At 61.1% G+C, this 25,591-nt stretch carries 21 protein-coding genes; 12 read left to right on the plus strand and 9 right to left on the minus strand.

Annotated elements, in window-relative coordinates; translation table 11 throughout:
* Window positions 1-224: 224 nt before the first annotated feature.
* Both ACTJK9_RS13505 and ACTJK9_RS13510 read right to left on the minus strand, forming a co-directional pair.
* Window positions 225-1,700, minus strand: a complete 1,476-nt coding sequence (locus ACTJK9_RS13505; protein WP_011332813.1) for an inorganic phosphate transporter — start codon at window positions 1,698-1,700, stop codon at window positions 225-227.
* Window positions 1,701-2,076: 376 nt separating this feature from the next.
* Entirely contained in the window at window positions 2,077-2,277 is a 201-nt protein-coding gene (locus ACTJK9_RS13510; protein WP_007957826.1) for a hypothetical protein, read from the minus strand.
* A gap of 641 nt (window positions 2,278-2,918) precedes the next feature.
* Here ACTJK9_RS13510 and pcaR point away from each other — a divergent pair.
* From pcaR to pcaC, 11 genes are all read left to right on the plus strand, one after another.
* Window positions 2,919-3,761 carry a pca regulon transcriptional regulator PcaR gene (gene pcaR, locus ACTJK9_RS13515; protein WP_007917109.1) on the plus strand — a complete coding sequence of 281 codons (843 nt, stop codon included), beginning with the start codon at window positions 2,919-2,921 and terminating at the stop codon, window positions 3,759-3,761.
* A gap of 295 nt (window positions 3,762-4,056) precedes the next feature.
* A complete protein-coding gene (locus ACTJK9_RS13520) occupies window positions 4,057-5,403 on the plus strand; it encodes an MFS transporter (RefSeq protein WP_011332817.1) in 1,347 nt (448 codons plus the stop codon).
* A gap of 304 nt (window positions 5,404-5,707) precedes the next feature.
* Entirely contained in the window at window positions 5,708-6,565 is an 858-nt protein-coding gene (locus tag ACTJK9_RS13525; RefSeq protein WP_003222404.1) for a CoA transferase subunit A, read from the plus strand.
* A complete protein-coding gene (locus tag ACTJK9_RS13530; protein ID WP_085612381.1) occupies window positions 6,565-7,344 on the plus strand; it encodes a CoA-transferase subunit beta in 780 nt (259 codons plus the stop codon). The genes ACTJK9_RS13525 and ACTJK9_RS13530 overlap by 1 nt, the downstream gene beginning before the upstream one ends.
* The gene (pcaF, locus tag ACTJK9_RS13535; protein WP_440814312.1) at window positions 7,341-8,546 is read left to right on the plus strand and encodes a 3-oxoadipyl-CoA thiolase; all 1,206 of its coding nucleotides are present in this window, start codon (window positions 7,341-7,343) and stop codon (window positions 8,544-8,546) included. Before ACTJK9_RS13530 ends, pcaF begins: the two co-directional genes overlap by 4 nt.
* Window positions 8,547-8,582: 36 nt before the next feature.
* Window positions 8,583-9,287: a protocatechuate 3,4-dioxygenase subunit beta gene (gene pcaH, locus ACTJK9_RS13540; RefSeq protein ID WP_011332820.1), complete on the plus strand. Its 705-nt coding sequence runs from the start codon at window positions 8,583-8,585 to the stop codon at window positions 9,285-9,287.
* Window position 9,288: 1 nt separating this feature from the next.
* The gene (gene pcaG / locus ACTJK9_RS13545; protein ID WP_039771428.1) at window positions 9,289-9,855 is read left to right on the plus strand and encodes a protocatechuate 3,4-dioxygenase subunit alpha; all 567 of its coding nucleotides are present in this window, start codon (window positions 9,289-9,291) and stop codon (window positions 9,853-9,855) included.
* Window positions 9,856-10,018: 163 nt separating this feature from the next.
* The gene (locus ACTJK9_RS13550) at window positions 10,019-11,314 is read left to right on the plus strand and encodes an MFS family transporter (protein ID WP_085647856.1); all 1,296 of its coding nucleotides are present in this window, start codon (window positions 10,019-10,021) and stop codon (window positions 11,312-11,314) included.
* Window positions 11,315-11,360: 46 nt separating this feature from the next.
* Window positions 11,361-12,725 carry a 3-carboxy-cis,cis-muconate cycloisomerase gene (locus tag ACTJK9_RS13555; RefSeq protein ID WP_085612403.1) on the plus strand — a complete coding sequence of 455 codons (1,365 nt, stop codon included), beginning with the start codon at window positions 11,361-11,363 and terminating at the stop codon, window positions 12,723-12,725.
* A 12-nt stretch (window positions 12,726-12,737) separates the two neighbouring features.
* On the plus strand, window positions 12,738-13,529 hold the full coding sequence (pcaD, locus tag ACTJK9_RS13560; protein ID WP_085612383.1) for a 3-oxoadipate enol-lactonase: 792 nt from the start codon (window positions 12,738-12,740) through the stop codon (window positions 13,527-13,529).
* A 10-nt stretch (window positions 13,530-13,539) separates the two neighbouring features.
* Window positions 13,540-13,932, plus strand: a complete 393-nt coding sequence (pcaC, locus tag ACTJK9_RS13565; RefSeq protein WP_041070503.1) for a 4-carboxymuconolactone decarboxylase — start codon at window positions 13,540-13,542, stop codon at window positions 13,930-13,932.
* 51 nt (window positions 13,933-13,983) lie between these two features.
* On the opposite strand, the gene ACTJK9_RS13570 is transcribed toward pcaC, so the two are convergent.
* The 5 genes from ACTJK9_RS13570 to emhA form a co-directional block, all read right to left on the minus strand.
* Window positions 13,984-14,790, minus strand: coding sequence for a methyltransferase domain-containing protein (locus ACTJK9_RS13570; RefSeq protein WP_440814318.1), 807 nt, complete (start codon window positions 14,788-14,790; stop codon window positions 13,984-13,986).
* A gap of 187 nt (window positions 14,791-14,977) precedes the next feature.
* Entirely contained in the window at window positions 14,978-16,237 is a 1,260-nt protein-coding gene (locus tag ACTJK9_RS13575) for an OprD family porin (protein WP_440814321.1), read from the minus strand.
* Between the two features lie 290 nt (window positions 16,238-16,527).
* A complete protein-coding gene (gene emhC / locus ACTJK9_RS13580; protein ID WP_064593991.1) occupies window positions 16,528-17,988 on the minus strand; it encodes an efflux RND transporter outer membrane subunit EmhC in 1,461 nt (486 codons plus the stop codon).
* A complete protein-coding gene (gene emhB, locus ACTJK9_RS13585) occupies window positions 17,985-21,149 on the minus strand; it encodes an efflux RND transporter permease subunit EmhB (protein WP_085647861.1) in 3,165 nt (1,054 codons plus the stop codon). The genes emhC and emhB overlap by 4 nt, the downstream gene beginning before the upstream one ends.
* Window positions 21,150-21,152: 3 nt before the next feature.
* Window positions 21,153-22,310, minus strand: coding sequence for an efflux RND transporter periplasmic adaptor subunit EmhA (gene emhA / locus ACTJK9_RS13590; RefSeq protein WP_039771445.1), 1,158 nt, complete (start codon window positions 22,308-22,310; stop codon window positions 21,153-21,155).
* Window positions 22,311-22,576: 266 nt separating this feature from the next.
* Between emhA and ACTJK9_RS13595 the strand changes: the two genes are divergently transcribed.
* Complete coding sequence (locus tag ACTJK9_RS13595; protein ID WP_064593995.1) at window positions 22,577-23,209, plus strand: TetR family transcriptional regulator; 633 nt, start codon at window positions 22,577-22,579, stop codon at window positions 23,207-23,209.
* 436 nt (window positions 23,210-23,645) lie between these two features.
* On the opposite strand, the gene ACTJK9_RS13600 is transcribed toward ACTJK9_RS13595, so the two are convergent.
* Both ACTJK9_RS13600 and ACTJK9_RS13605 read right to left on the minus strand, forming a co-directional pair.
* A complete protein-coding gene (locus ACTJK9_RS13600) occupies window positions 23,646-24,347 on the minus strand; it encodes a hypothetical protein (protein ID WP_143492951.1) in 702 nt (233 codons plus the stop codon).
* Window positions 24,348-24,516: 169 nt separating this feature from the next.
* Window positions 24,517-25,566: an alkene reductase gene (locus ACTJK9_RS13605; RefSeq protein ID WP_007957862.1), complete on the minus strand. Its 1,050-nt coding sequence runs from the start codon at window positions 25,564-25,566 to the stop codon at window positions 24,517-24,519.
* Window positions 25,567-25,591 lie beyond the last annotated feature (25 nt).

Genomic DNA, 25,591 nt, shown 5'->3' on the forward strand with positions numbered 1-25,591 from the left:
CTCCACTCAGCCTTCCGATGGGGCCGGCACGTCAAGAGCGGTACTCGAGCTAACGCTCATCGTGTTGAGTGGTTAGAGGCGAAAAGCGACTGCTTTTGCTTTTGCTTTGATCGTTCCCACGCTCCGCGTGGGAATGCAGCCCGGGACGCTCTGCGTCCCATTTCTGGAAGCAACAAAAAAGGCGTGATCCTTTCGAATCACGCCTTCTTCACTACATCAATCTATCAGCTACCCAGCGCCTTCGACGCCAGCCAGAACAGGCCGGCCGACAGGGCCACGGTGGCCGGTAGGGTCAGGACCCAGGCCAGCAGGATGGTTTTCACCGTGCCGCCTTGCAGGCCGCTTTTGTTGGCGACCATGGTGCCGGCCACGCCCGAGGAGAGGACGTGGGTGGTGGACACCGGCAGGCTGAAGATGTTGGCCATGCCGATCAGGCTGGCGGTGGTGATCTGGGCCGACATGCCTTGCGAGTAGGTCATGCCTTGCTTGCCGATCTTCTCGCCGATGGTCAGTACCACGCGTTTCCAGCCGACCATGGTGCCCAGGCCCAAGGCCAGCGCTACCGCCAGAATCACCCAGAACGGGGCGTATTCGGTGGTGGTGGTCAGGTCTTTGCGCAGTTTGTCCAGGTCGGCTTTTTCACGAGCGGCGAGGCCTGGCAGTTTGCTGACTTTCTTCGCAGTGTCGTCCAGGCAGAGCAGGTAACGACGCACTTCGATGCGGCTTTCCGCGGACAGCGAGTGGTAGTCGGCTACGCCTTTGAGGGTGTCGAGCAGGGCGGCGATGGTCGGTTCGGTCTGTTGCGGGTTGCAACGGAATTTCTCCGGCAGGTCGCCTTCCACGCTTTTGCCCAGGGCCAGGAATTCACCCAGGGTGTCGGCGTTGCGCTTGTAGAACTGGCTCAGGTGCAGGGTCGCGTCGCGGGTACGTTCGATCTGGTAGGTGGTGCTGTTCAGGTCGAGTACGAACTGCGCAGGCACGATACCGATCAGTACCAGCATGATCAGGCCGATGCCTTTCTGGCCGTCGTTGGAGCCGTGCACGAAGCTCACGGCCATGGCCGAGATCACCAGGACCAGGCGGTTCCAGAACGGTGGGTGCTTCTTGTCGTCGATCTTGCGGCGCTGTTCCGGCGTCTTGTGCATCTTCGACAGCGGACGCCACCACTTCAGGCCGATCAGCACCAGCGCGGCGATCAGGAAGCCGGCCATTGGCGAGAACACCAGCGAGGCACCGATATCGATCGCTTTCTGCCAGTTGACCCCGTCGGCCAGTGGAATTTCGTTGATCAGGGCGTTGGCCAGGCCGACACCGAGGATCGAACCGATCAGCGTGTGCGAACTGGAGGCCGGGATACCGAAGTACCAGGTGCCCAGGTTCCAGGCGATCGCGGCGGCGAGCAGCGAGAACACCATCGCCAGACCATGGCCGGTGTTCACGTTGATCAACAGTTCTACCGGCAGCAGGTGCACGATGGCATACGCCACGCCAACGCCGCCCAGCAGTACGCCGAGGAAGTTGAACACGCCCGAGAAGAACACCGCCAGGTGAGGCGGCATCGCTTTGGTGTAGATAACAGTGGCTACCGCGTTAGCGGTGTCATGAAATCCATTGATGAACTCGAAGGCGAGGACAAATGTCAGGGCGAGCAGGAGGCTCACAAGCACCCAGGCATCCAGTCCGCTGAATAAATCGATCATGAAGGTTTTCTGACCCGGTCATAAGGGGGCGCGATTATGCCAGAAAAGACTGGAAATCGATCCCCTACCTGCTCATCGGTAACATTCTTCAACGAATTAATTTGTATCAGGGGGCATTACCCAAGCTTTTTGCAGGGATTTTCAAGCCTTTGATTCTATTGGGAAAAATGCGAGGAGTCGGGGGATTGGCCGGTTGTCGGGAGGGGGCTGAAACTTGTATGAAATATCTGAGAAACGCGTCTGACATGCTCCCAGCCTGTGCAATACAGGGGGAGTTGGCCGCTGCCCGCGGGTAGCGGGCGCGCAAGGCATCGTCAGCCCACCGTGCTTGTAACCCGGTGAGTACGCTTACCCTCGAAAGATGCAAAGGACGGCGTCAAGGCTCTTCGGCTTTGAGTTCCTCTTCCATTTTTTTCAGTTCTTGCTGGAAGACCTGATCCTGAACGGTAGGGCGTTTACGCCAGGCTTTGCGTTCTGGTTCGGGCTGGGCGGCGTAGGTGGTGACTTCCCCGCCGTAAACTTCCTTGTAACGTTGTTCCTGGCGCTCAAGTTCCGCGCGCAGTTCGTCTTTCGTCACAGTGCTACCTGTATGAGTTGAGAAAAATGTCTGGTGAACGCACTGCACGAATCATTTAACCGAATCGCCAACAAGGACTTGCCTGTACAGGCAGCGGTGTTGTCGGGAAGACGGTCAGGACTTCCATGTAGCAGGCGGCTACGGCACCAGATTAAAACTGACGCAGCATCAGTTTCCTGTTTCAGCGAGCGCGCTGGCGGTGCATGAATAATGAGCATCAGGCGCTGGCCGGGGCCGGCAGCGATGGACATCGCGCCAGCGGGTGGCACCGTCGGCAAATAAAAGCGCGGTGTCACTGAGGTGCATTATAGCGGCCGAATCGGGATTGCCTATCTTTGCCAAGTTAAAAACGGTTCTGGATGTGTGATTGTTTTGTGACGTCCAACTTTCATCAATAGTTGCATCGCCGTTGCGCAGTGTTTGATTTCTGGCGCCATTTAGTCGGACAACTAAGGCGCTTAAACCGCACCGGCGTTCCAAGTTCAAATCTGTTGCGCACAACCCAAACGAGGAGGTGAGGGCGATTGCGATTATCGGTCGACGGTTCGATAATCGCCCGGTGTTGGCGGTCTGTCGCTTGTGTATCTGCCGACGAGCCGCTTGTATAGCCGTTGATCCGAACAAGAAAAAAAGGACCTGACATGAACGATCAAATGCGCAATTCCTTCACCTCGGTAGCGCCGCCGATCGTCGCTTCGCCGGCCAAGCGTATCCAGGCCCTGACCGGCGATCCGGATTTCATGACCTCCCTGGCCCGTGGCCTGGCGGTGGTGCAGGCGTTTCAGGAGCGCAAGCGCCACCTGACCATCGCCCAGATCAGCCACCGCACGGAAATTCCCCGCGCCGCCGTGCGCCGTTGCCTGCACACACTGATCAAGCTCGGCTACGCCACCACCGACGGGCGCACTTATTCGCTTCTGCCGAAAGTGCTGACCCTCGGTCACGCCTATCTGTCGTCGACGCCGCTGGCGGTCTCGGCCCAGCCGTACCTCGACCGCATGAGCGAGCAACTGCACGAGGCCTGCAACATGGCCACGCTGGAAGGCGACGACATTCTCTACATTGCCCGTTCGGCCACCACCCAGCGTCTGATTTCGGTGGACCTGTCGGTGGGCGGGCGTTTGCCGGCGTACTGCACGTCTATGGGGCGAATCCTGCTGGCGGCGCTGGACGACACCTCGCTGCGCGAATATCTCGACCACGCCGAACTGGTCGCCAAGACCAGCCGCACGATTCACACCCCCGACGCCTTGCTCGAATGCTTGCAGGAAGTCCGGCAGCAGGGCTGGTGCATCGTCGATCAGGAGCTGGAACAGGGTCTGCGCTCGATTGCCGTGCCAGTGTACGACGCGTCCGGTCAGGTGGTGGCCGCGCTCAATGTCAGCACCCACGCCGGTCGGGTCAGTCGTACCGAGCTCGAGCAGCGCTTTCTGCCGGGCCTGTTGAGCGCCAGTCGCGACCTCAGTGCGCAGTTGTTCGCCTGATGAAGCTGTTCGATAAACGCACAGAGTTGCGTTTATCGAATTGACGCTAAAACCCCCGGATCATTAATGTCGCGGCAGCGTCATCCGGCACGAATGTGAATGAGCCCGCCGGATCGTCGACTCCCATAATAATGACAAGAGGCAACTTCCCATGCGCACGTTCCCCGACTGTCGCCGCTCCCGTTCCTGTTGCCGGTATTAGCGCAACGCCTGATTTCTTCCTTATATAGTTGTGACCGTGCCGCTCTCTGGCCGGCCGCCGTTCGACTGCGTTTTCTTGCGTGGAATAAAAATAATGAACCAGCCTCAGTCCGCTGTAGGTCACTGCCTCGACGTGCAGTCCTTCATCAATGCCCAACCGATCTCGCGCTATCAGTGGCGCGTCGTGATCCTGTGTTTCCTGATTGTGTTCCTCGATGGCCTCGACACCGCGGCCATGGGTTTTATCGCGCCGGCCCTGTCCCAGGACTGGGGCATCGACCGCGCCAGCCTCGGCCCGGTGATGAGTGCCGCGCTGATCGGAATGGTCTTCGGTGCGCTGGGCTCCGGGCCGCTGGCTGACCGCTTCGGGCGAAAAGTCGTACTGGTCGGCGCGGTTTTTCTGTTCGGCGCTTTCAGCCTGGCGTCGGCCTACGCCACCAATGTCGATCAGTTGCTGGTGCTGCGTTTCCTCACTGGTCTGGGACTGGGCGCCGGGATGCCGAACGCCACCACGCTGCTGTCGGAATACACCCCGGAGCGCAAGAAGTCCCTGTTGGTGACCAGCATGTTCTGCGGCTTCAACCTGGGCATGGCCGGTGGCGGGTTTATTTCGGCCAAGTTGATCCCGGCATTCGGCTGGCACAGCCTGTTACTGATCGGCGGGATCCTGCCGCTGATCCTCACCGTGGTGTTGCTGCTCTGGCTGCCGGAATCGGCGCGTTATCTGGTGGTGCGCAATCGCGGCACCGACAAGGTGCGCAAGACCCTCGCACCGATTGATCCAGCCATCGTCGCGCAGGCCGCGAGTTTCAGCGTGCCGGAACAGAAGACCGTGAAAGCGCGCAACGTGTTTGCGGTGATTTTTTCCGGCACCTACAGCGTCGGCACGTTGCTGCTGTGGCTGACCTATTTCATGGGTCTGGTGATCGTGTACCTGCTGACCAGTTGGCTGCCGACCCTGATGCGCGACAGCGGCGCAAGCATGGAGCAGGCGGCCTTCATCGGTGCGCTGTTCCAGTTTGGCGGAGTGTTGAGCGCGGTGGGCGTAGGCTGGGCGATGGACCGCTTCAATCCGCACAAGGTGATCGGCATTTTCTACCTGTTGGCCGGGGTGTTTGCCTACGCGGTCGGGCAGAGCCTGGGCAACATCACGCTGCTGGCGACGCTGGTGCTGGTGGCGGGCATGTGCGTCAACGGTGCGCAGTCGGCGATGCCGTCCCTGGCAGCGCGGTTTTATCCGACGCAGGGCCGGGCGACCGGTGTGTCGTGGATGCTCGGGATCGGCCGCTTCGGCGCGATTCTCGGGGCGTGGATGGGCGCGACCCTGTTGGGGTTGGGCTGGAATTTCGAGCAAGTGCTGACGGCGCTGGTGATTCCGGCCGGGCTGGCCACGGCAGCGGTGGTGATCAAGGGTCTGGTCAGTCACGCGGACGCGACCTGAGTTTCATTGCAGGATCGTTCCCGCGTCGAACTGGCCGCAGAGGTTGCTCCGCGTTCGGCTTCGGAAGGGACGCGGAGCGTCCCGGGCTGCATTCCCACGCAGAGCGTGGGAACGATCAGCGGCACTCCCGCACGCAGTGCGGGAGTGATCATTAGGCAGATAACAATCTGTTCGATAAACGAACACTCAGTCGATTATCGGATTGTTTGGTGAAAATCAGCGGCTTAATCTTCAGTGACTCCGGCGCAGAACCTCGCGCCTTTTTATTCACTGGCGATTCATTACAAAAACGGGAGCCCGCTCCATGGCTGAGATCCTTTCGCTGCACGACGCGGTGAAGCAATTCGTCAACGACGGCGATACCGTCGCGCTCGAAGGCTTCACTCACCTGATCCCTACGGCGGCGGGTCATGAAATCATTCGTCAGGGCAAGAAAGATCTGACCCTGGTGCGGATGACGCCTGACCTGATCTACGACCAACTGATCGGCGCCGGCTGTGCACGCAAGCTGATCTTCTCCTGGGGCGGCAACCCTGGCGTGGGTTCGCTGCACCGTCTGCGCGATGCGGTCGAGAAACAATGGCCGCACGCGCTGGAGATCGAAGAACACAGCCACGCCGACCTGGCCAATGCCTACGTCGCCGGCGCCTCCGGCCTGCCGTTCGCGGTGTTGCGGGCCTACGCCGGTTCCGACCTGCCGAAGGTCAACCCGCTGATCAAATCCGTGACTTGCCCGTTCACCGGCGAAGTGCTGGCAGCGGTGCCGTCGGTGCGTCCGGACGTGACCGTGATCCACGCCCAGAAAGCCGACCGTCAGGGCAACGTGCTGCTGTGGGGCATTCTCGGTGTGCAGAAAGAAGCCGCACTGGCCGCCAAGCGTTGCATCGTCACCGTCGAAGAAATCGTCGACAACCTCAACGCCCCGATGAACGCCTGCGTGCTGCCGACCTGGGCCTTGAGCGCGGTCTGCCATGTACCCGGTGGCGCGCATCCGTCCTACGCCCACGGTTACACCGAGCGTGACAACCGCTTCTACCAGGCGTGGGACCCGATCGCTCGCGACCGTGAGACGTTTACCGCGTGGATCAACGAATACATCCACGGCTGCGCTGACTTCAGCGAGTTCCAGGCCAAGTTGGCCGCTGCTTCGGAGGCCAAGTAATGACCTACACCACCAATGAAATGATGACCGTCGCCGCAGCCCGTCGCCTGAAGAACGGCTCGGTGTGCTTCGTCGGCATCGGCCTGCCGTCGAAAGCCGCCAACCTGGCGCGCCTGACCTCGTCGCCGGACGTGGTGCTGATCTACGAGTCCGGCCCTATCGGCGCCAAACCGAGCGTATTGCCGCTGTCCATCGGTGACGGCGAGCTGGCGGAAACCGCTGACACTGTCGTGCCGACCGGTGAGATTTTTCGCTACTGGCTGCAGGGTGGGCGCATCGACGTCGGTTTCCTCGGCGCAGCCCAGGTCGACCGTTTCGGCAACATCAACACCACCGTGGTCGGCGACTATCATCAGCCGAAAGTACGCCTGCCGGGTGCCGGTGGCGCGCCAGAGATTGCCGGTTCCGCCAAAAGCGTGCTGATCATCCTTAAACAGTCGGCGCGTTCGTTTGTCGACAAGCTCGATTTCATCACCTCGGTCGGCCATGGTGAGGGTGGTGATTCGCGCAAACGTCTGGGCCTGCCGGGCGCCGGTCCGGTCGGGATCATCACCGACCTGTGCATCATGGAGCCGGAAGAGGGCACCCACGAATTCGTGGTTACCGCACTGCACCCGGGCGTGACCCGCGAGCAAGTGGTCGCCGCCACCGGTTGGGCAATCCGTTTTGCTGACAACGTTGACACCACCGCCGAGCCGACCGAAGTCGAGCTGACCGCCCTGCGCGATCTCGAAGCCCGCACCGCAGCGGCCCACGGCCAGGCACCGGGAGAAGCATGATGCGCGACGTTTATATCTGCGATGCGATTCGTACCCCCATCGGTCGTTTCGGTGGCGGTCTGGCGGCTGTTCGCGCCGACGACCTGGCCGCCGTGCCGATCAAGGCCCTGATGGAGCGCAATCCGTCGGTGGACTGGAGCGCCATCGACGAAGTATTCCTCGGCTGCGCCAACCAGGCCGGTGAAGACAACCGCAACGTCGCGCGCATGGCGTTGTTGCTGGCGGGTCTGCCGGACAGCGTTCCGGGCGTCACCCTCAATCGCCTCTGCGCGTCGGGCATGGATGCCATCGGCACCGCGTTCCGCGCCATTGCCAGCGGTGAAATGGAGCTGGCGATTGCCGGCGGCGTCGAGTCGATGTCCCGCGCACCGTTCGTGATGGGCAAGGCTGATGCGGCGTTCTCGCGCAACATGAAGCTGGAGGACACCACCATCGGCTGGCGTTTCATCAACCCGCTGATGAAGGCCCAGTATGGCGTTGACGCGATGCCGCAGACCGCCGACAACGTCGCCGACGACTACGAAGTTTCCCGCGAGGATCAGGACGCTTTCGCCCTGCGCAGTCAGCAACGTACTGCCGCTGCCCAGGCTGCCGGCTACTTCGCCGAGGAAATCGTTGAAGTGCGGATCGCCCACAAGAAGGGCGAAACCGTGGTCAGCCAGGACGAACACCCCCGCGCCGACACCACGCTTGAAGCGCTGAGCAAACTGAAACCGGTCAATGGCCCGGACAAGACCGTCACCGCCGGCAACGCTTCGGGCGTCAACGACGGTGCCGCCGCGCTGATTCTGGCCTCGGCCGAGGCGGTGAAGAAACACGGCCTGACCGCTCGCGCCAAAGTGCTCGGCATGGCCAGCGCCGGGGTCGCGCCACGGGTGATGGGCATCGGTCCGGTGCCGGCGGTGCGCAAACTCACCGAACGCCTCGGCGTGGCGGTCAACGATTTCGATGTGATCGAACTCAACGAAGCCTTCGCCAGCCAGGGTCTGGCGGTGCTGCGTGAACTGGGGCTGGCGGACGACGCGGCCCAGGTCAACCCGAACGGTGGCGCGATTGCCTTGGGCCACCCGTTGGGCATGAGCGGCGCGCGGCTGGTGCTGACTGCGCTGCATCAGCTGGAAAAGACTGGTGGCAAGAAAGGTCTGGCGACCATGTGCGTCGGTGTCGGCCAGGGCCTGGCCCTGGCCATCGAACGCGTCTGACGCAAGCCGTGACGAAAAAGAACAGAGGAAAGCGAAATGACTGACAAGCCTGGTTACCGCCGCCCGCAGGAAGGCACCCAGCCGCCGTACCTGCACCCGACCTATCAATCCACCAATCTGCGCTCGCCGTCCAAGCCGTTGGTGTTTCTGCCGCATTCGCTGTCGGAAATCACTGGGCCGACCATCGGTGCCGAGCGTGTGGCCGATACCGACAACGATTTGACCGCCCAGCATCAGGGTGAACCCCTCGGTGAGCGGATCATCATTCACGGGCGTGTGCTCGACGAAGACGGTCTGCCGGTCCCGGGAATTCTGGTGGAGATCTGGCAGGCCAACGCCGCCGGTCGCTACAACCATGCCCGTGACCTGCACGACGCGCCGCTGGACCCGAATTTCACCGGCACCGGCCGCACCGTGACCGACGCCGACGGCTGGTATCAGTTCCAGACCATCAAGCCCGGCGCCTATCCGTGGGGCAACCACCACAATGCCTGGCGCCCGGCCCACGTGCATTTCTCGCTGTTCGGGCCGAGCATCCTGACGCGCCTGGTCACGCAAATGTATTTCCCGGGCGACCCGCTGCTGGCCTACGACCCGATCTACAACTGCGTGCCGGACACCTCGGCCAAGGAACGCCTGATCGCCGCTTTCGATCTGGAAAAAACCATTCCGTCCTACGCCCTCGCTTATCGCTGGGACATCGTGCTGCGCGGCCGCGAAGCCACGCCGATGGAGAAATGAGATGACCCTGACTGCGACCACGTCCCACACCGTCGGGCCGTATTACCACATCGGCCTGACCTGGCTGAACCGTGAAAACCTCGCCAACGAACTGACCCTCGGCCAGCGCGTGGCGATCACCGGGCAAGTGGTGGACGGCAACGGCGATGTCGTCAACGACGCCATGCTCGAAGTCTGGCAGGCCAACGCCGCCGGCAAATATGACCACCCGGAAGACGAGCAGGCCAAGCCGCTCGATCCGAATTTCGAAGGCTTTGGCCGGGTGCCGGTGGATGCGGAAGGGCGCTTTCGTTTCACCACCATCAAGCCGGGCACGGTTGAAGGCCTGAAGGGCTCGACCCAGGCGCCGCACCTGGTGGTGCTGGTGTTTGCGCGCGGTCTGGTGAAGCACTTGCTGACGCGTATTTACTTCGAAGGCGATCCGGCGAACGTCAATGATCCGCTGCTCGAATGCGTACCGGCCGAGCGCCGCGATACGTTGCTGGCGAAGCCGGACGCGGCGGGTGTCTATCAGTGGAATGTGATCCTGCAGGGCACTGATGCGGAGACCGTGTTCTTCGATTACTAAAGTCATTACACATCCCCTGTGGGAGCGGGCTTGCTCNGTTGGCTGATCCAACGCCTTCGCGAGCAAGCCCGCTCCCACAGAGATTTGCGGCGCAGAGTGTCTGTGGAACGGGGCTGTTGCAAAGTGTGTCTAGACTCTCACTGTCCCTATCGAGTGAAAAACAATGACAACCACCACCTCCCATTACACGGGTGAAGAGCGCAGCAAGCGCATCTTTGCCATTGTCGGCGCGTCGTCCGGCAACCTCGTCGAATGGTTCGACTTCTACGTCTACGCCTTCTGCGCGATCTATTTCGCCCCGGCGTTCTTCCCCTCCGACAATCCCACGGTGCAGCTGGTCAACACGGCAGGCGTATTCGCCGCCGGGTTCCTGATGCGACCGATCGGCGGCTGGATTTTCGGCCGGGTCGCGGACAAGCACGGGCGCAAGAACTCGATGCTGATCTCGATCCTGATGATGTGCTTCGGCTCGTTGCTGATCGCCTGTCTGCCGACCTACAAGGACATCGGCGTCTGGGCGCCGCTGCTGCTGTTGTTCGCGCGTCTGCTGCAAGGCCTGTCGGTGGGCGGTGAATACGGCACCACCGCGACCTATATGAGCGAAGTCGCGCTCAAGGGCCAGCGCGGGTTCTTCGCCTCGTTCCAGTACGTGACCCTGATCGGCGGGCAACTGCTGGCGGTGCTGCTGGTGGTGATCCTGCAACAGTTCCTATCTGAAGAAGAATTGCGTGCCTACGGCTGGCGAATTCCGTTCGTGGTCGGTGCGGCCGCCGCGCTGATTTCGCTGTTCCTGCGCCGTTCGCTGAAAGAAACCACCAGCAAGGAAATGCGCGAGAACAAGGACGCCGGCAGCATCCGCGCACTGTTCCGCGATCACAAGGCTGCGTTCATCACCGTGCTCGGCTATACCGCCGGCGGCTCGCTGATTTTCTACACCTTCACCACGTACATGCAGAAGTACCTGGTGAACACCGCCGGCATGCACGCCAAGACCGCCAGCTACATCATGACCGGCGCGCTGTTCCTGTACATGTGCATGCAGCCGCTGTTCGGCATGCTCGCCGACAAGATCGGCCGGCGTAACTCGATGCTCTGGTTCGGTGGCCTCGGCACGTTGTTCACGGTGCCGATCCTGCTCAGCCTGAAAAGTGTCGGCAGCCCGTTCCTGGCCTTCGTGCTGATCACCGTGGCGCTGGCGATCGTCAGTTTCTACACCTCGATCAGCGGTCTGGTGAAAGCCGAGATGTTCCCGCCGGAAGTCCGCGCCCTCGGCGTCGGCCTGGCCTACGCGGTAGCGAATGCGATCTTTGGTGGTTCGGCAGAATACGTGGCCCTGAGCCTCAAGGCTGGCGGCATGGAAAACGCGTTCTACTGGTATGTCACGATCATGATGGCCGTGGCGTTCCTGTTCAGCCTGCGCCTGCCCAAAGAAGCGAAGTATCTGCACCACGATCTTTAAACCGATGCGCGCGGGCCACAACGGCCCGCGCCGGCAAGGACTGTTTATGACTCAGCGACCGGGCAATCAATTGTTCGATGCCTACTTTACTGCCTGCGATATGCGCGACGTGTTCTGCGATCAGGGCCGGGTGCAGGCGATGCTCGACTTCGAAGCGGCGCTGGCCCGGGCCGAAGCGCGTGTCGGGTTGATTCCGGCGGGCGCCGTCGAGTCGATCGAAAACGCCTGCCGCGCCGGACTGTTCGATTTCGCAGCGCTGGGCGAGGCGATTGCCACGGCCGGCAATTCGGCGATTCCGCTGGTCAAGGCATTGGGCAAACAGATTGCCGCGACCGATGCCGAAGCCGAGCGCTATGTACATCTGGGCGCCACCAGTCAGGACGTGATGGATTCCGGTCTGGTGCTGCAATTGCGTCAGGCGCTGGAATTGATTGAAGGGGAACTGGCGCAACTGGCCGACGCCCTCGCCATTCAGGCGCAGCGCCACGCCGCGACGCCGCTGGCCGGGCGCACCTGGCTGCAACACGCGACGCCGGTGACGCTCGGCATGAAGATCGCCGGTTGGCTCGGTGCGATCACTCGCAGCCGTCAGCGTCTGCGCGAGCTCAAGCCACGGCTGCTGGTGCTGCAATTCGGTGGCGCGTCCGGCACCCTCGCGGCGCTCGGCGAACAGGCGTTGCCGATCGCCCAGGCGCTGGCCGAAGAACTGCACCTGACCCTGCCGGAACAACCGTGGCACACCCAGCGTGATCGCATCGTCGAGTTCGGCGCGGTGCTCGGTCTGATCGCCGGCAGCCTCGGCAAGTTCGGCCGCGACATCAGCCTGTTGATGCAGACCGAAGCGGCGGAAGTGTTTGAGCCGTCGGCGCCGGGCAAGGGCGGTTCCTCGACCATGCCGCACAAACGCAATCCGGTGGGCGCGGCGGTGTTGATCGGCGCCGCCACCCGCGTTCCGGGGCTGGTGTCGACGCTGTTCAGCGCCATGCCCCAGGAACACGAACGCAGCCTCGGTCTGTGGCACGCCGAATGGGAAACCCTGCCGGAGATCTGCTGCCTGGTGTCGGGCGCACTGCAACAGGCGCGGCTGCTGGCCGATGGTCTGGAGGTCGATGCTGCGCGCATGGCCCGCAACCTGGAGTTGACTCAAGGCCTGGTGCTGGCAGAAGCGGTGAGCATCGTGCTCGCGCAACGGGTCGGCCGCGACACCGCGCATCATCTGCTCGAGCAATGCTGCAAACGGGCGGTGGCCGAACAGCGCCATCTGCGTGCGGTCCTCGGTGACGAACCGCAGGTGACCGCCGAATTGAGTGCAACCGAACTGGATCATCTGCTCGATCCCGCCCATTACCTCGGCCAGGCACAGGTCTGGGTCGAGCGGGCAGTGGCCGAACACAACGCATTGTCTGACTGAAAGGAGAGGGCTGTGGCTTTCGTTCAACTCGCCGATGGCGAACTGCATTACTCATTGGAAGGCCCGGTCGATGCGCCGGTACTGGTGCTGTCGAACTCGCTGGGCACCGACCTGCACATGTGGGACGTGCAGATGCCGGCCTTTACCGAACATTTTCGCGTGCTGCGTTTCGATACTCGCGGGCACGGCCAGTCGCTGGTGACGCCGGGCCCGTACAGCATCGAGCAACTGGGCCGCGACGTGCTGGCGCTGCTGGATGCGCTGCACATCGAACGCGCGCATTTCTGCGGTCTGTCGATGGGCGGCCTGATCGGCCAGTGGCTGGGGATCAACGCCGGCCAGCGGCTGAACAAACTGATCGTCTGCAACACGGCGGCGAAAATCGGCGATCCGTCGGTGTGGAACCCGCGCATCGAAACCGTGCTGCGTGATGGCCCGGCGGCGATGGTCGCGTTGCGTGATGCATCGATTGCCCGCTGGTTTACTCCGGACTTTTCCGCCGCCCATCCGGCAGCAGCGAAGCAGATCACCGACATGCTGGCCGCGACCCATCCTGAAGGTTACGCCGCCAACTGCGCAGCGGTGCGCGATGCGGATTTCCGCGAGCAGTTGGCGTCGATCACGGTGCCGCTGCTGGTGATCGCCGGTACCGAAGATGCGGTGACGCCACCGTCCGGCGGGCATTTCATTCAGGAGCATGTGCGCGGCGCCGAGTACGCCGAGTTTTATGCGGCGCACCTTTCCAACGTTCAGGCCGGCGACGCGTTCAGCGACCGCGTGCTGACCTTTTTGCTGGCCGATTAAGGGGATTTCTGTGGACGAGAAACAACGTTACGACGACGGCATGCAAGTGCGCCGCGCGGTGCTCGGCGATGCGCACGTTGATCGCAGCCTGACCACGCTGACCGAGTTCAACTCGGAATTTCAGGAGATGATCACCCGTCACGCCTGGGGCGACATCTGGACCCGACCGGGCCTGCCACGCCACACCCGCAGCCTGATCACCATCGCCATGCTGATCGGCATGAATCGCGAGGGTGAACTCAAGTTGCACCTGCGGGCGGCGGCCAACAATGGCGTGAGTCGCGGCGAGATCAAGGAAGTGATCATGCAGAGCGCGATCTACTGCGGGATTCCGGCGGCGAATGCGACGTTCCATCTGGCTGAATCGGTGTGGGATGAGCTGGGTATCGAATCTCGCGAGTAATCGCCGAATTCGAGGGGTCGCAGCCTGTTGAAGGCTGCGATCCTTTGAACTTCATACCTTGGCAACAATGAAAGTCCGCTTGAACGCAAACAGCGTGTGGCCGTTTTCCTCTTGCGGATAATGCGCGTGCACCCGCATCAGGTAGTGATAAATGAAGCGCGCCTGTTCCTCTGACGTCAGTTCCTGCATCACCGGCCGCAGCGCCGACACCTTTACCCAGTCATAAACCGGCGACTTGCCGTCGACCACCTGCAACTGCTCGGTTTCCCAGATATCCAGCGACTTGGTCAACGGGGCCAGCAACCGGTAGTAATCCTCCAGCGACAACAACGTCCGCGCTGCCATGCGCTGGCGCAATTGCGCAGTGCCGATGGGGCGGCCGCAGGGTCCGGCATGGTTGAGGGTGTCGAGCATCAGCTGATACCACAGCGCATCACGCCAGTCCGGCATATGCGCGGCGAGGCACCCGCCGGGGTTTATGTGGCCGAGCAGACGGGGCAGCAGTTGCTCATGGTCGTCGATAAAGTGCAGCACGGCTGCGGCCAGCAGCAGGTCGGCCGATTGCTCGGGTTGCCAGTCGAGCAGGTTGCAGTGCTGCCACGACGCCTTGATCGGCAGGCTGCGGGCCTGATCGAGCATCTGTGCCGAACTGTCGATGCCCCGCAACTGCGCACGCGGCCAGCGTTCGGCCAACAGTTGCGTGGCAATGCCGGTGCCGCAACCGAGGTCATAAATGAGTTTCGGATCGTTCAGTTCGACGCGGCCGAGCAATTCAACGACCGGTTGTTGCCTGAGACGGGAAAACTGCTGGTACGCCTTGGCGTCCCAGTCGGGTGGCGTGTTGAGGCGAGTGATCATGAGGTGATCCTCCGGTGATCAGCAGTGTCTTCCGATGACAGCCTGGCTCGAGTCTTGGGGACCAACATCAACAGATAACGGAAGCGGGAAGGGTGAGGCACCTGAGTCCTTCAGGTGATTCCACTCTAATCGACGCCCGCCGAAGTGCCACACATCCTGACGGGTGGCACCTAAGGGGGATTGATACCTACAGCAAACCGATCGGATAGCTGACAATCAGGCGGTTCTCGTCGAACTCGTTGTTGCTGAAGTCGCGGCGCATGGTCGAGTTGCGCCATCTGACGTTCAGGTTCTTCAGCGCGCCGCTCTGCACGGTGTAGCCCAGTTCCGATTCGCGGCCCCATTCCTTGCCGTCGGTGATGGTGCCGGTGTGCACGTTGTCGCCGCTGATGTAACGGTTCATCAGGGTCAGGCCGGGGATGCCCAGGGCAACGAAGTTGTAGTCGTGACGGACCTGCCAGGAGCGTTCCTGCGCGTTGTCGTAGCTGGCGTTGTAGCTGTCGTTGGCCAGGGTGCCGCCGCTGGTGCCGTTGACGCGCATCCAGGCGCTGTCGCCGGTGAGTTTCTGCAGGCCGACGTAGAAGGTGTGGCCACCGTATTTTGCGGAGAACAGGCCTGACCAGGTCTTGTTGTCGAGTTCGCCGGCGCGGGCGCTGCCGTCGTCCTTGCCGTAGAAGAAACCGAGGTTGGCGCCCAACGTCCAGTCGCCGAGCGGCTGGCTGTGGATCAGGTTGACGTATTGCTGGCTGTAGATGTCCTTGAGTTCGGCGTTCCACAGGCCGATCTGGGTGCGCTTGTCGTTGAACACGTATTCGCCGCCCTGAAAGTTGAAGCGATCGGAGGTGAACGCGGCTTTGCCGGTCATCGACATGTCGCTCATGCTGCTGTCGTCGCGCGGACTGTTGGCGCGGAACTGGCCGCCGTAAAGGGTCAGGCCATCGATTTCCTTCGAGGTGATCTGGCCGCCGCGAAAGGTCTGCGGCAGCGAGCGGCCGTCGTCCGAGCGCAGGATCGGCAACACCGGCATCCACTCGCCGACCTTCACTTCGGTTTGCGACAGCTTCGCCTTGAAGGCGACGTTGGTGCGGCCGAAGTTGTCCGCCGGGCGTCCGTCATGATCCAGCGGCAACAGTTGCGTGCCGCCGGTGCCTTTGCCGCCATCGAGCTTCACCGAGTACAACCCCAGCACATCCAGACCGAACCCGACGGTGCCCTGGGTGAAACCGGATTTGGCGTCGAGGATGAGGTTCTGCGTCCACTCTTCAGCCTTGCCCTGAGCCTTGGTCGGGTTGGTGAAGTTGCGATTGATGTAGAAGTTGCGCAGGTTCAGGTTGACCTTGGCCCCGTCGATAAAACCGGTTTCTTCTGCCGCAGCGGGCAGCGCGATGCCGGCCAGGGCGAGGGCGATCAGACCGGGAAGTGCGTAGGGCGCAGGGGAGATTGTCATGGGCTCGGGTCTCTCTTGTTTTTTTTGGGGCAAACGGGAGCGCTGCGGCCGTTTTTCAAGGCGCAGACATACGATGGATTCAGAGGCGAAGCGGCGGCGATCAGCCGGGAGGAGCAGGGCGCGGGAGCATGGTGTCGAACCTGTTGTTATTGGTTTTGTGGCTCGAATGGTGCGGGGCGCGGGCGAGGCGATTCAATCGGCGAAAGTGGAATTTGGGCGATTATCGAACGCAAGATTTGCGGGCAACAAAAAGCCCACCAAACGGTGGGCTTCTTGTATTCAGCAGATGATCAGAACAACTTCATCTTCGGCGCTTCTTCTTTGAGCGGCTCGTTCTGCGCGGTCTGCGCATTCCAGCCACCGCCCAGGGCCTTGTACAGGTTGACCGCACTGGTCAGCTGCGCGAGGCGGTCGGTGATCAGCGATTGTTGCGCGCTGAACAGCTGACGCTGGGCATCGAGGAAGGTCAGGTTGCTGTCGACGCCAATGCGATAGCGACGCTCGGCCAGGCGGTAGTAATCCTGGTTCGCCTGAACGAAATCACGCTGGGCCTGCAACTGCTCGGTGTAGGTCTGGCGCGCGGCCAGGCCGTCGGCGACTTCCTGGAAGGCCGTTTGAATGGACTTCTCGTAGTTCGCCACGCCAATGTCCTTCTGGATCTTGGCGTAGTCGAGGCTGGCGCGCAGGCTGCCGGCGTTGAAGATCGGCAGGTTGATCTGCGGCTGGAACAGCCACGTGCCCGAACCACCCTTGAACAGGCCGGACAGATCCGGGCTCAGGCTGCCCGCGTTGGCGGTCAGGCTGATGCTCGGGAAGAACGCTGCACGGGCTGCGCCGATGTTGGCGTTGGCGGCCTTCAGGTTGTACTCGGCCTGAAGGATGTCCGGACGACGTTGCAGCAGATCCGACGGCAGACCGGCCGGCACGTCGGCCAGCAGGTCATCCGACAGCGGTTTGGCCGCTTGCAGGTTGGCCGGGATGCCGGTGCCGAGCAGCAGGGTCAGGCTGTTTTCGTCCTGGGCCACCTGACGGGTGTAACGCGCCAGTTGTGCCCGGGCGTTTTCCACCGAGGTACGCGACTGCGCCAGGTCCAGCGCCGAAGCTACACCGACTTCGTTGCTGCGGCTGGTCAGCTTGTAGCTTTCCTCGAAGGCACCGAGGGTGTCCTGGGTCAGCTTCAGCAGTTCCTTGTCGGCCTGCCAGGTCAGGTAGGCGTTGGCCACGCTGGCCACCAGGCTGATCTGGGTGCTGCGGCGCGCTTCTTCGGTGGCGAAGTATTGTTGCAGCGCTTGTTCGCTCAGGCTGCGAACCCGACCGAACAGGTCAAGTTCGTAGGCGCTGATGCCGACGGTAGCGGAGTAGGAACTGCTGATGGCCGCTTCACCGGTCTGTGACGCACGGGCCGGAACCCGCTGACGACTGCCGCTGGCATTGGCCGATACGGCCGGGAACAGGTCGGCACGCTGGATGCGGTATTGAGCCGCGTAGGCGTCGATGTTCAGCGCCGCGACACGCAGGTCGCGGTTGTTTTCCAGGGCCACCTGGATCAGCTGCTGCAGGGCCGGGTCATGGAAAAACTGCTTCCAGCCCTGCTCGGCAGCGGCCTGCGCCGGTGCCTGGGCCGGCGAGTACGCCGGGCCCTGCGGGTATTGGCCCGCCACCGGTGCTTGCGGCTGCTGATAATCCGGTATCAGCGAGCAACCGCTCAGCACGAAGGCGGCGACTGCGATGGAGAGTAGCGACTTGCTCATTGGCCAGCCTCTTTAGGAGTTTCTATGGCGTCATCCTTGCCGGCGTTTTTGCGCTGACCCATGGACGACACAGTGACGAAGAACAGTGGAACCCAGAATATCGCCAGGATCGTCGCGGTGAGCATACCGCCAATCACGCCGGTACCGATCGCGTGTTGACTGCCCGAGCCTGCGCCGGTGGAGATAGCCAACGGTACAACACCGAGGACGAAGGCCAGCGACGTCATGATGATCGGTCGCAGACGCATGCGGCAGGCTTCAATCGCCGCATCGCGCAGACTGCGTCCCTGCTCGTGCAATTCCTTGGCGAACTCGACGATCAGAATGGCGTTTTTAGCCGCCAGACCGATGGTCGTCAACAGACCCACCTGGAAGTACACGTCGTTCGACAGACCGCGCAGGCTGGTGGCCATCAGTGCACCGATGATCCCCAGCGGTACCACGAGCATGACCGCGATCGGAATCGACCAGCTTTCATACAGCGCCGCCAGACACAGGAACACCATCAGCAGCGACAGGGCGTACAGCGCCGGAGCCTGCGAACCGGACAGTCGTTCTTCGTACGACAGACCGGTCCACGAGATACCCACACCGGCCGGCAGTTTCTTGGCAATCGCCTCGACTTCGGCCATCGCTTCACCGGTGGAGTAACCCGGCGCCGGGGCACCGAGGATCTCGACCGCTTCAACGCCGTTGTAACGCGCCAGCTTCGGCGAACCGTAGATCCACTCGCCCTTGGCGAACGCGGAGAACGGAACCATGGTGCCGGCGGCGTTGCGCACGTACCACTTCTTCAGGTCTTCCGGGCTCATGCGCGAGTCTGGCCGGCCCTGCACGTACACCTTCTTCACCCGACCACGGTCGATGAAGTCGTTGACGTAGCTACTGCCCAGCGCAATCGACAGGGTGTTGTTGATGTCGGAGATGGTGATGCCCAGGGCACTGGCCTTCTCGTCATCGATTTCCAGCTGGAACTGCGGTTCATCGTTCAGACCGTTCGGACGGACCTGCGTGAGCACCTTGCTCTGCGCGGCCATGCCGAGGAACTGGTTGCGCGCGGCCATCAGTTGTTCGTGACCGATACCGGCGCGGTCCTGCAGGAACACGTCGAAACCGGTGGCATTACCCAGCTCCAGTACGGCCGGCGGGGCGAAGGCGAACACCATCGCATCGCGGAAGCTGAAGAAGTGCTGCTGGGCGCGGGCCGCCAGTTTGAACACGCTGTTGTCGGCGTTACGTTCGCCCCACGGCTTGAGCATGATGAACGCCATACCCGAGCTTTGGCCACGGCCGGCGAAGTTGAAGCCGGTCACGGTGAACACCGACGCTACGGCGTCGCCTTCACCGCCGTCCTTGGTCGGACGCAGCAGGAACTCACGCATTTCATCCACCACCACCTGAGTGCGCTGGGCACTGGAACCGGCGGGTGTCTGCACCTGGGCGAACAGAACGCCCTGGTCTTCTTCCGGCAGGAACGCGGTCGGGATGCGGGTGAACAGCCAGATCATGCCGACCACGATCAGCAGGTACGCCAGCAGATACGGCGCCTTGCGCGACAACATGTTGCCGACACCGCGCTCGTAGCTGTTGACGCCACGGTCGAAGTTGCGGTTGAACCAGCCGAAGAAACCCTTTTTCGGCGTGCCGTGCTCACCGTGCGGAATCGCCTTGAGCATGGTGGCGCACAGCGCCGGGGTGAAGATCAGCGCGACCAGTACCGACAGCGCCATGGCCGACACGATGGTGATCGAGAACTGCTTGTAGATCACACCGGTGGAGCCGCTGAAGAATGCCATCGGCAGCAACACCGCCGACAGCACCAGGGCGATACCGACCAGGGCGCCCTGGATCTGGCCCATGGATTTCTTGGTCGCTTCCTTCGGTGACAAGCCTTCTTCGCTCATCACCCGCTCGACGTTTTCCACCACGACAATGGCGTCGTCCACCAGCAAGCCGATGGCCAGCACCATGCCGAACATGGTCAGGGTGTTGATGCTGAAACCGGCCGCTGCGAGGATGCCGAAAGTACCGAGCAATACCACCGGCACGGTCATCGTGGTGATGACGGTGGCGCGGAAGTTCTGCAGGAACAGGAACATCACCAGGAACACCAGCGCAATCGCTTCGACCAGGGTGTGAACCACGCCTTTGATCGACTCGGTCACCACCGGGGTGGTGTCGTACGGGAACACCACTTCCATGCCTTGCGGGAAGAACGGCTTGAGGTCGTCAATCGTCTTGCGCAGTGCCTTGGCGGTGTCGAGGGCGTTGGCGCCGTTGGCCAGTTTCACCGCCAGACCGGACGCCGGGCTGCCGTTGAACTGGGCGCTGATCGCATAGTTCTCGCCACCCAGGCCGACGTCGGCGACGTCTTTGAGGCGAACCTGCGAGCCGTCCTTGTTGACCTTGAGCAGAATTTCTTTGAACTGCTCGGCAGTCTGCAGACGGGTCTTGCCGATGATCGTGGCGTTCAGCTGCTGGCCCTGCACGGCAGGCAAGCCGCCGAGCTGACCGGACGAAACCTGGACGTTCTGCGCCGCAATCGCGGTTTTCACGTCGACCGGGGTCAGGTTGAAGTTGTTCAACTTGGCCGGGTCGAGCCAGATGCGCATCGCGTACTGGGCACCGAAGACCTGGAAGTCACCGACACCGGCGGTCCGGGAGATCGGGTCCTGCATGTTCGACACGATGTAGTTGGACAGGTCGTCCTTGGTCATGCTGCCGTCACGCGACACCACGCCGATCACCAGCAGGAAGTTCTTCACTGCCTTGGTCACGCGGATACCCTGTTGCTGCACTTCCTGCGGCAGCAGCGGGGTGGCCAGGTTCAGCTTGTTCTGGACCTGGACCTGCGCGGTGTCGGAGTTGGTGCCTTGCTCGAAGGTCGCGGTGATGGTCATGCTGCCGTCGGAGTTACTTTCCGAGGACACATAACGCAGGTTGTCGATACCGTTGAGCTGCTGCTCGATCACTTGCACCACGGTGTCCTGAACCGTCTGTGCCGAAGCACCCGGGTAGGTCACCGAGATTGCAATGGCCGGTGGCGCAATGCTCGGGTACTGGTTGATTGGCAGTTTCAGGATCGAAAGTGCCCCGACCAGCATGATCACCAGGGCAATTACCCAGGCGAAAATCGGACGGTCGATGAAAAATTTTGACATGGATTACTCCCCTTTGCCGCCGGCGGCTTTGTCAGCTGCCTGAGCGGGGGCCGGGTTCTTTTTGCCGACGTTGGTCGCTTCGGTCGGTTTGACCTCAACACCCGGTTTGACGAATTGCAGCCCTTCGGTGATCAGACGATCTCCGGCCTTCAGGCCGTCTTCGATCAGCCACTGGCTGCCGACGGTGCGGCTGGCCTTGAGCTGACGCAGCTCGACCTTGTTGTCCGGACCGACGACCAGCGCAGTCGGGGTGCCCTTGAGGTCGCGGGTCACGCCTTGCTGCGGCGCGAGGATCGCGGCGCTGTTCACACCGGCCTGCAACTGCGCGTGGACGAACATGCCCGGCAACAGAGTGTGATCCGGGTTCGGGAACACGGCGCGCAGGGTCACGGAACCGGTGGTCTGGTCGACCGACACTTCGGAGAATTCCAGCTTACCGTCGAGCTTGTACTGGCTGCCGTCTTCGAGGGTCAGCTTGACGGCAGCGGCGTTGTCGCCGGCCTTCTGCAGACGACCGCTTTCCAGTTCGCGACGCAATTCCAGCAACTCGACCGAGGACTGGGTAACGTCGACGTAGATCGGGTCCAGTTGCTGGATCACGGCCATCGCGTCGGTCTGGCCGCTGCTGACCAGCGCGCCTTCGGTCACCGAAGAACGGCCGATGCGACCGGAGATCGGTGCGTAGACCTTGGTGTAACGCACGTTGATCTGCGCGCTTTGCAACGACGCTTCCGATTGCAGGCGGTTGGCCACGGCGGTGTCGTATTCCTGACGGCTGACGGCCTGCTCGTCGACCAGTTGCTTGTAGCGGTCGGAGATCGACTTGGTCGAACGCAGGTTGGCTTCGGCGCTTTTCAGGGTCGCTTCATAAACCGACGGATCGATCTGATACAGCTGCTGGCCGGCTTTGACATCGCCGCCTTCCTTGAACAGACGCTTGAGAATGATGCCGTTGACCTGCGGACGAACTTCGGCGATGCGGAATGCACTGGTGCGGCCCGGCAGTTCGGAAGTCAGAGTAAAGGCTTGTGGTTGCAGGGTGACGACGCCGACCTGAGGAGGTGGTGCGGCGGGAGCCGCCTCTTCCTTTTTACATCCGCTGAGCAGCGATGCCAGGGCGACGGCAGTGACCAGAGCGGTAACAGCTGGCTTGAATTGCATGAAGATCCTCGGGTCAGGCGCGCGAAAAGCGCACAAGAAGTGTGGAAGGGTAAAAAAGGGTTATCGGGTGGATAAGTAGCTTGCTAATGAATATACTTACGTTCATGGTTGTTTGTAAACACCTTGGCGTCGTATCCATCCTGTTACAAAAGTCGTCGCAAGGTCTGAAATTGTAGGCCGGGGAGCCGATCCGCGAGAGATCGACCCTTTTTTATTCAGCGGATATTCAGCCATCCCTGAAACATCCTGTTTGAGGTTTTACTGCCATGGTCCGTCGTACCAAAGAGGAAGCTCAGGAAACGCGCAGCCAGATTCTCGAAGCGGCCGAGAAAGCCTTCTATGAGCGGGGCGTGGCGCGCACGACGTTGTCGGATATCGCGACCCTGGCCGGGGTGACGCGCGGTGCCATCTACTGGCACTTCAGCAACAAGGCCGATCTGTTGCAAGCCATGCTCGATACTCTGCATGAGCCGTTGGACGAACTGGCCAAGGCCAGCGAAAGCGAGGACGAACCCGATCCACTGGGCTGCATGCGCCAATTGCTGATTCATTTGTTTCATAAAGTTGCACTGGATCCGAAGACCCGGCGTATCAACGAAATTTTGTTTCATAAGTGCGAGTTCACCGATGAAATGTGCGATCTGCGTCAGCAGCGCCGGACCGCCAGCCTCGATTGCAATGTGCGGATCGCGCTGACACTGAGTAACGCGGTCAATCGTGGGCAGTTGCCGGCGGACCTCGACACCGCCCGGGCAGCCATCAGCATTCACGCTTATATCGACGGCCTCCTTTATGGATGGCTCCTGGCGCCGGACGCCTTCGATCTGTACGCCGAGGCGGAGCGTTGGGTCGATACGGGGCTGGACATGCTGCGCTGGAGCCCCAGCCTGCGCAAATGAAACAAAATTCGTTATTGGTCCGTGGGTGTCAACCGTGATGTTGAAAATGAACGGTGCTTCACGCACGCTGCGGTAATGGGCTGCTTTTATATACGCACGTTCACTTGATTGACAGATTGCTAGCTCAGTATTTTGTAGGAATTTTGTGTCTGGAATGTGAGAGAGGGTAAGTGCCAGACAATCAATCCTGACGTGATCCCCTATTGGAGCTGCGTCAGACCTACGATAAACAAAAAGCCCCGACTCTTTCGAGTCCAGGGCTTTTTTCGTGTTTCTGTAATTGACGAATACTGTCGGGTAGTCGATGTGGCCGATCGTGGAGCATCCTTGAGTGCATACCGCTTTACGATCAAAGGAATCTTTTTACTTGAATGGTTGCGAACTATGCAGTCTCAGTTCACGACAGCCCAATAATTGGTTATACGGGCGGTCTTACTTAACCTAATTTGATCACTATGGCATAGCTATAAGGGCGAGCGGGCTGTTGCCGGGTTATATGAGATTCGCAGGTGAGTGGTTTTTCGCCAATAGAACGAACGTTATGTTCGCGTTTGGGGATTATTTTCGTGTCAAAGGCGAACGGTTCATAGGGGGCCGTTAACTTTACTGAGGTTGTGAAATGAAAGGCCTGTTTTTCACCGGAGTAAGTAAACGCATGTCCGACGGGGGTGGATCTACGCCGTTTCGCCCCACCAGAAATCGCTGGAGGCGTGCTGCGTAGTATGAACTGCATGTAGGTCCAAGGGTGGATGACCAGATCCTTTCCTTGGAATCCACTGGTATCCCAGCTGCATTGGGTGAGTGAAAATTTTTCCGAGGTTCCATTGTAGATATTGATCAGAATACTGTTATTGCCTTCGTGTTTAATCGTATTCCAGGTTTTTTCTTCGTGTTGTTGAGCTTTTTTGATAACGGTTTTAAATTCATCTTCGGGTTTTGAGTGGTTAGTGGTCTTGGTGTGTTCGTCGTCGGTGATGCTGGAAAGCACAGTGCCTAAAATACCAGCGGCGACTGGATTAATTAAATAGGTTGAGTTTGATAAAATGGACGTTGGAATAGTGTTTTCGAATGTTTTGATTTGAGTTTCTTCATGATTGTTTTCGTCTTTTGAAGCGGTGTTGTTTGTTGTGTCATTCATGACGGTTTCTCTTTTTGTTTAGTTGGAGGGTGCGAAAATAACAGTACCAAGATCGATGTGCATGCGAGCTATGTAATGGTTTATTTCGCAAGTAGTCGCCCCCCCCCCTGATAAACAAAAAGCCCCGGCTCTTACGAGTCCGGGGCTTTTGAATTGCAAGGCGTAGTGATTACAACGTTGGGTAGTCGAGGTAACCGACCGCACCTTTGCCGTAGAAGGTTTCCGGGTGCGGCTCGTTCAGCGGCGCATCGGCCTTCAGCCGGGCCGGCAGGTCCGGGTTGGCAATGAACGGGATGCCGAATGCCACGGCGTCAGCCTTGCCCTCGGCCAGCCAGGCGTTGGCGCTGTCCTTGGTGAAGCGCTCGTTGGCAATGTAGGCGCCGCCGAAGGCTTCTTTCAGTTGTGGGCCGAGGCTGTCGGCACCTTCTTTCTCGCGGGAGCAGATGAAGGCGATGCCACGCTTGCCCAGTTCGCGGGCGACGTAGGTGAAGGTCTCGGCCAGGTTGTCGTCGCCCATGTCATGGGAGTCGGCGCGCGGTGCCAGGTGCACACCAACACGGCCGGCGCCCCAGACTTCGATCGCGGCGTCGGTCACTTCCAGCAGCAGACGGGCACGGTTTTCCAGGGAGCCGCCGTAGATATCGGTGCGCTGGTTGGTGCTGCTTTGCAGGAACTGGTCGAGCAGGTAGCCGTTGGCACCGTGGATTTCCACGCCGTCGAAACCGGCGGCCTTGGCGTTTTCCGCACCGACGCGGTAAGCGTCGACGATGTCGGCGATTTCAGCGGTTTCCAGTGCACGCGGGGTTGGATAGTCGGCCAGCGGGCGAACCAGGCTGACATGGCCTTTAGGCTGGATGGCGCTCGGGGCAACCGGGGCTTCGCCGTTCAGGTACGACGGGTGGGAGACCCGGCCGACGTGCCACAGTTGCAGGACGATCTTGCCGCCGGCCGCGTGAACGGCCTTGGTCACGTTGGTCCAGCCGCGCACCTGGTCGTTGGACCAGATGCCCGGGGTGTCCGGATAGCCGACGCCCATCGGGGTCACCGAGGTGGCTTCGCTGAGGATCAGGCCGGCCGAGGCGCGTTGTACGTAGTACTCGGCCATCAGCGCGTTCGGTACGCGGCCTTCGTCGGCGCGGCAGCGGGTCAGCGGCGCCATGATGATGCGGTTGGACAGCTCGAGGTCGCCCAGTTTGATCGGATCGAAAATTGTTGCCATGAGATACAACCCTCGTGAGGTAAGT

The sequence above is a fragment of the Pseudomonas sp. 22082 genome (genome assembly GCF_052046055.1).
Classification (GTDB): Bacteria; Pseudomonadota; Gammaproteobacteria; order Pseudomonadales; family Pseudomonadaceae; genus Aquipseudomonas; species Aquipseudomonas pharyngis.

What these genes read in the sequence shown, in the direction of transcription:
- ACTJK9_RS13600 (WP_143492951.1), bottom strand. Translation starts at nt 24,347, where the DNA reads ATGAATGACACAACAAACAACACCGCTTCAAAAGACGAAAACAATCAT.
- ACTJK9_RS13555 (WP_085612403.1), top strand. Translation starts at nt 11,361, where the DNA reads ATGACTCAGCGACCGGGCAATCAATTGTTCGATGCCTACTTTACTGCC.
- emhA (WP_039771445.1), bottom strand. Translation starts at nt 22,310, where the DNA reads ATGCAATTCAAGCCAGCTGTTACCGCTCTGGTCACTGCCGTCGCCCTG.
- pcaH (WP_011332820.1), top strand. Translation starts at nt 8,583, where the DNA reads ATGACTGACAAGCCTGGTTACCGCCGCCCGCAGGAAGGCACCCAGCCG.
- ACTJK9_RS13595 (WP_064593995.1), top strand. Translation starts at nt 22,577, where the DNA reads ATGGTCCGTCGTACCAAAGAGGAAGCTCAGGAAACGCGCAGCCAGATT.
- ACTJK9_RS13570 (WP_440814318.1), bottom strand. Translation starts at nt 14,790, where the DNA reads ATGATCACTCGCCTCAACACGCCACCCGACTGGGACGCCAAGGCGTAC.
- pcaG (WP_039771428.1), top strand. Translation starts at nt 9,289, where the DNA reads ATGACCCTGACTGCGACCACGTCCCACACCGTCGGGCCGTATTACCAC.
- emhC (WP_064593991.1), bottom strand. Translation starts at nt 17,988, where the DNA reads ATGAGCAAGTCGCTACTCTCCATCGCAGTCGCCGCCTTCGTGCTGAGC.
- ACTJK9_RS13550 (WP_085647856.1), top strand. Translation starts at nt 10,019, where the DNA reads ATGACAACCACCACCTCCCATTACACGGGTGAAGAGCGCAGCAAGCGC.
- ACTJK9_RS13520 (WP_011332817.1), top strand. Translation starts at nt 4,057, where the DNA reads ATGAACCAGCCTCAGTCCGCTGTAGGTCACTGCCTCGACGTGCAGTCC.
- emhB (WP_085647861.1), bottom strand. Translation starts at nt 21,149, where the DNA reads ATGTCAAAATTTTTCATCGACCGTCCGATTTTCGCCTGGGTAATTGCC.
- ACTJK9_RS13525 (WP_003222404.1), top strand. Translation starts at nt 5,708, where the DNA reads ATGGCTGAGATCCTTTCGCTGCACGACGCGGTGAAGCAATTCGTCAAC.
- pcaR (WP_007917109.1), top strand. Translation starts at nt 2,919, where the DNA reads ATGAACGATCAAATGCGCAATTCCTTCACCTCGGTAGCGCCGCCGATC.
- ACTJK9_RS13575 (WP_440814321.1), bottom strand. Translation starts at nt 16,237, where the DNA reads ATGACAATCTCCCCTGCGCCCTACGCACTTCCCGGTCTGATCGCCCTC.
- pcaF (WP_440814312.1), top strand. Translation starts at nt 7,341, where the DNA reads ATGATGCGCGACGTTTATATCTGCGATGCGATTCGTACCCCCATCGGT.
- ACTJK9_RS13505 (WP_011332813.1), bottom strand. Translation starts at nt 1,700, where the DNA reads ATGATCGATTTATTCAGCGGACTGGATGCCTGGGTGCTTGTGAGCCTC.
- ACTJK9_RS13530 (WP_085612381.1), top strand. Translation starts at nt 6,565, where the DNA reads ATGACCTACACCACCAATGAAATGATGACCGTCGCCGCAGCCCGTCGC.
- ACTJK9_RS13605 (WP_007957862.1), bottom strand. Translation starts at nt 25,566, where the DNA reads ATGGCAACAATTTTCGATCCGATCAAACTGGGCGACCTCGAGCTGTCC.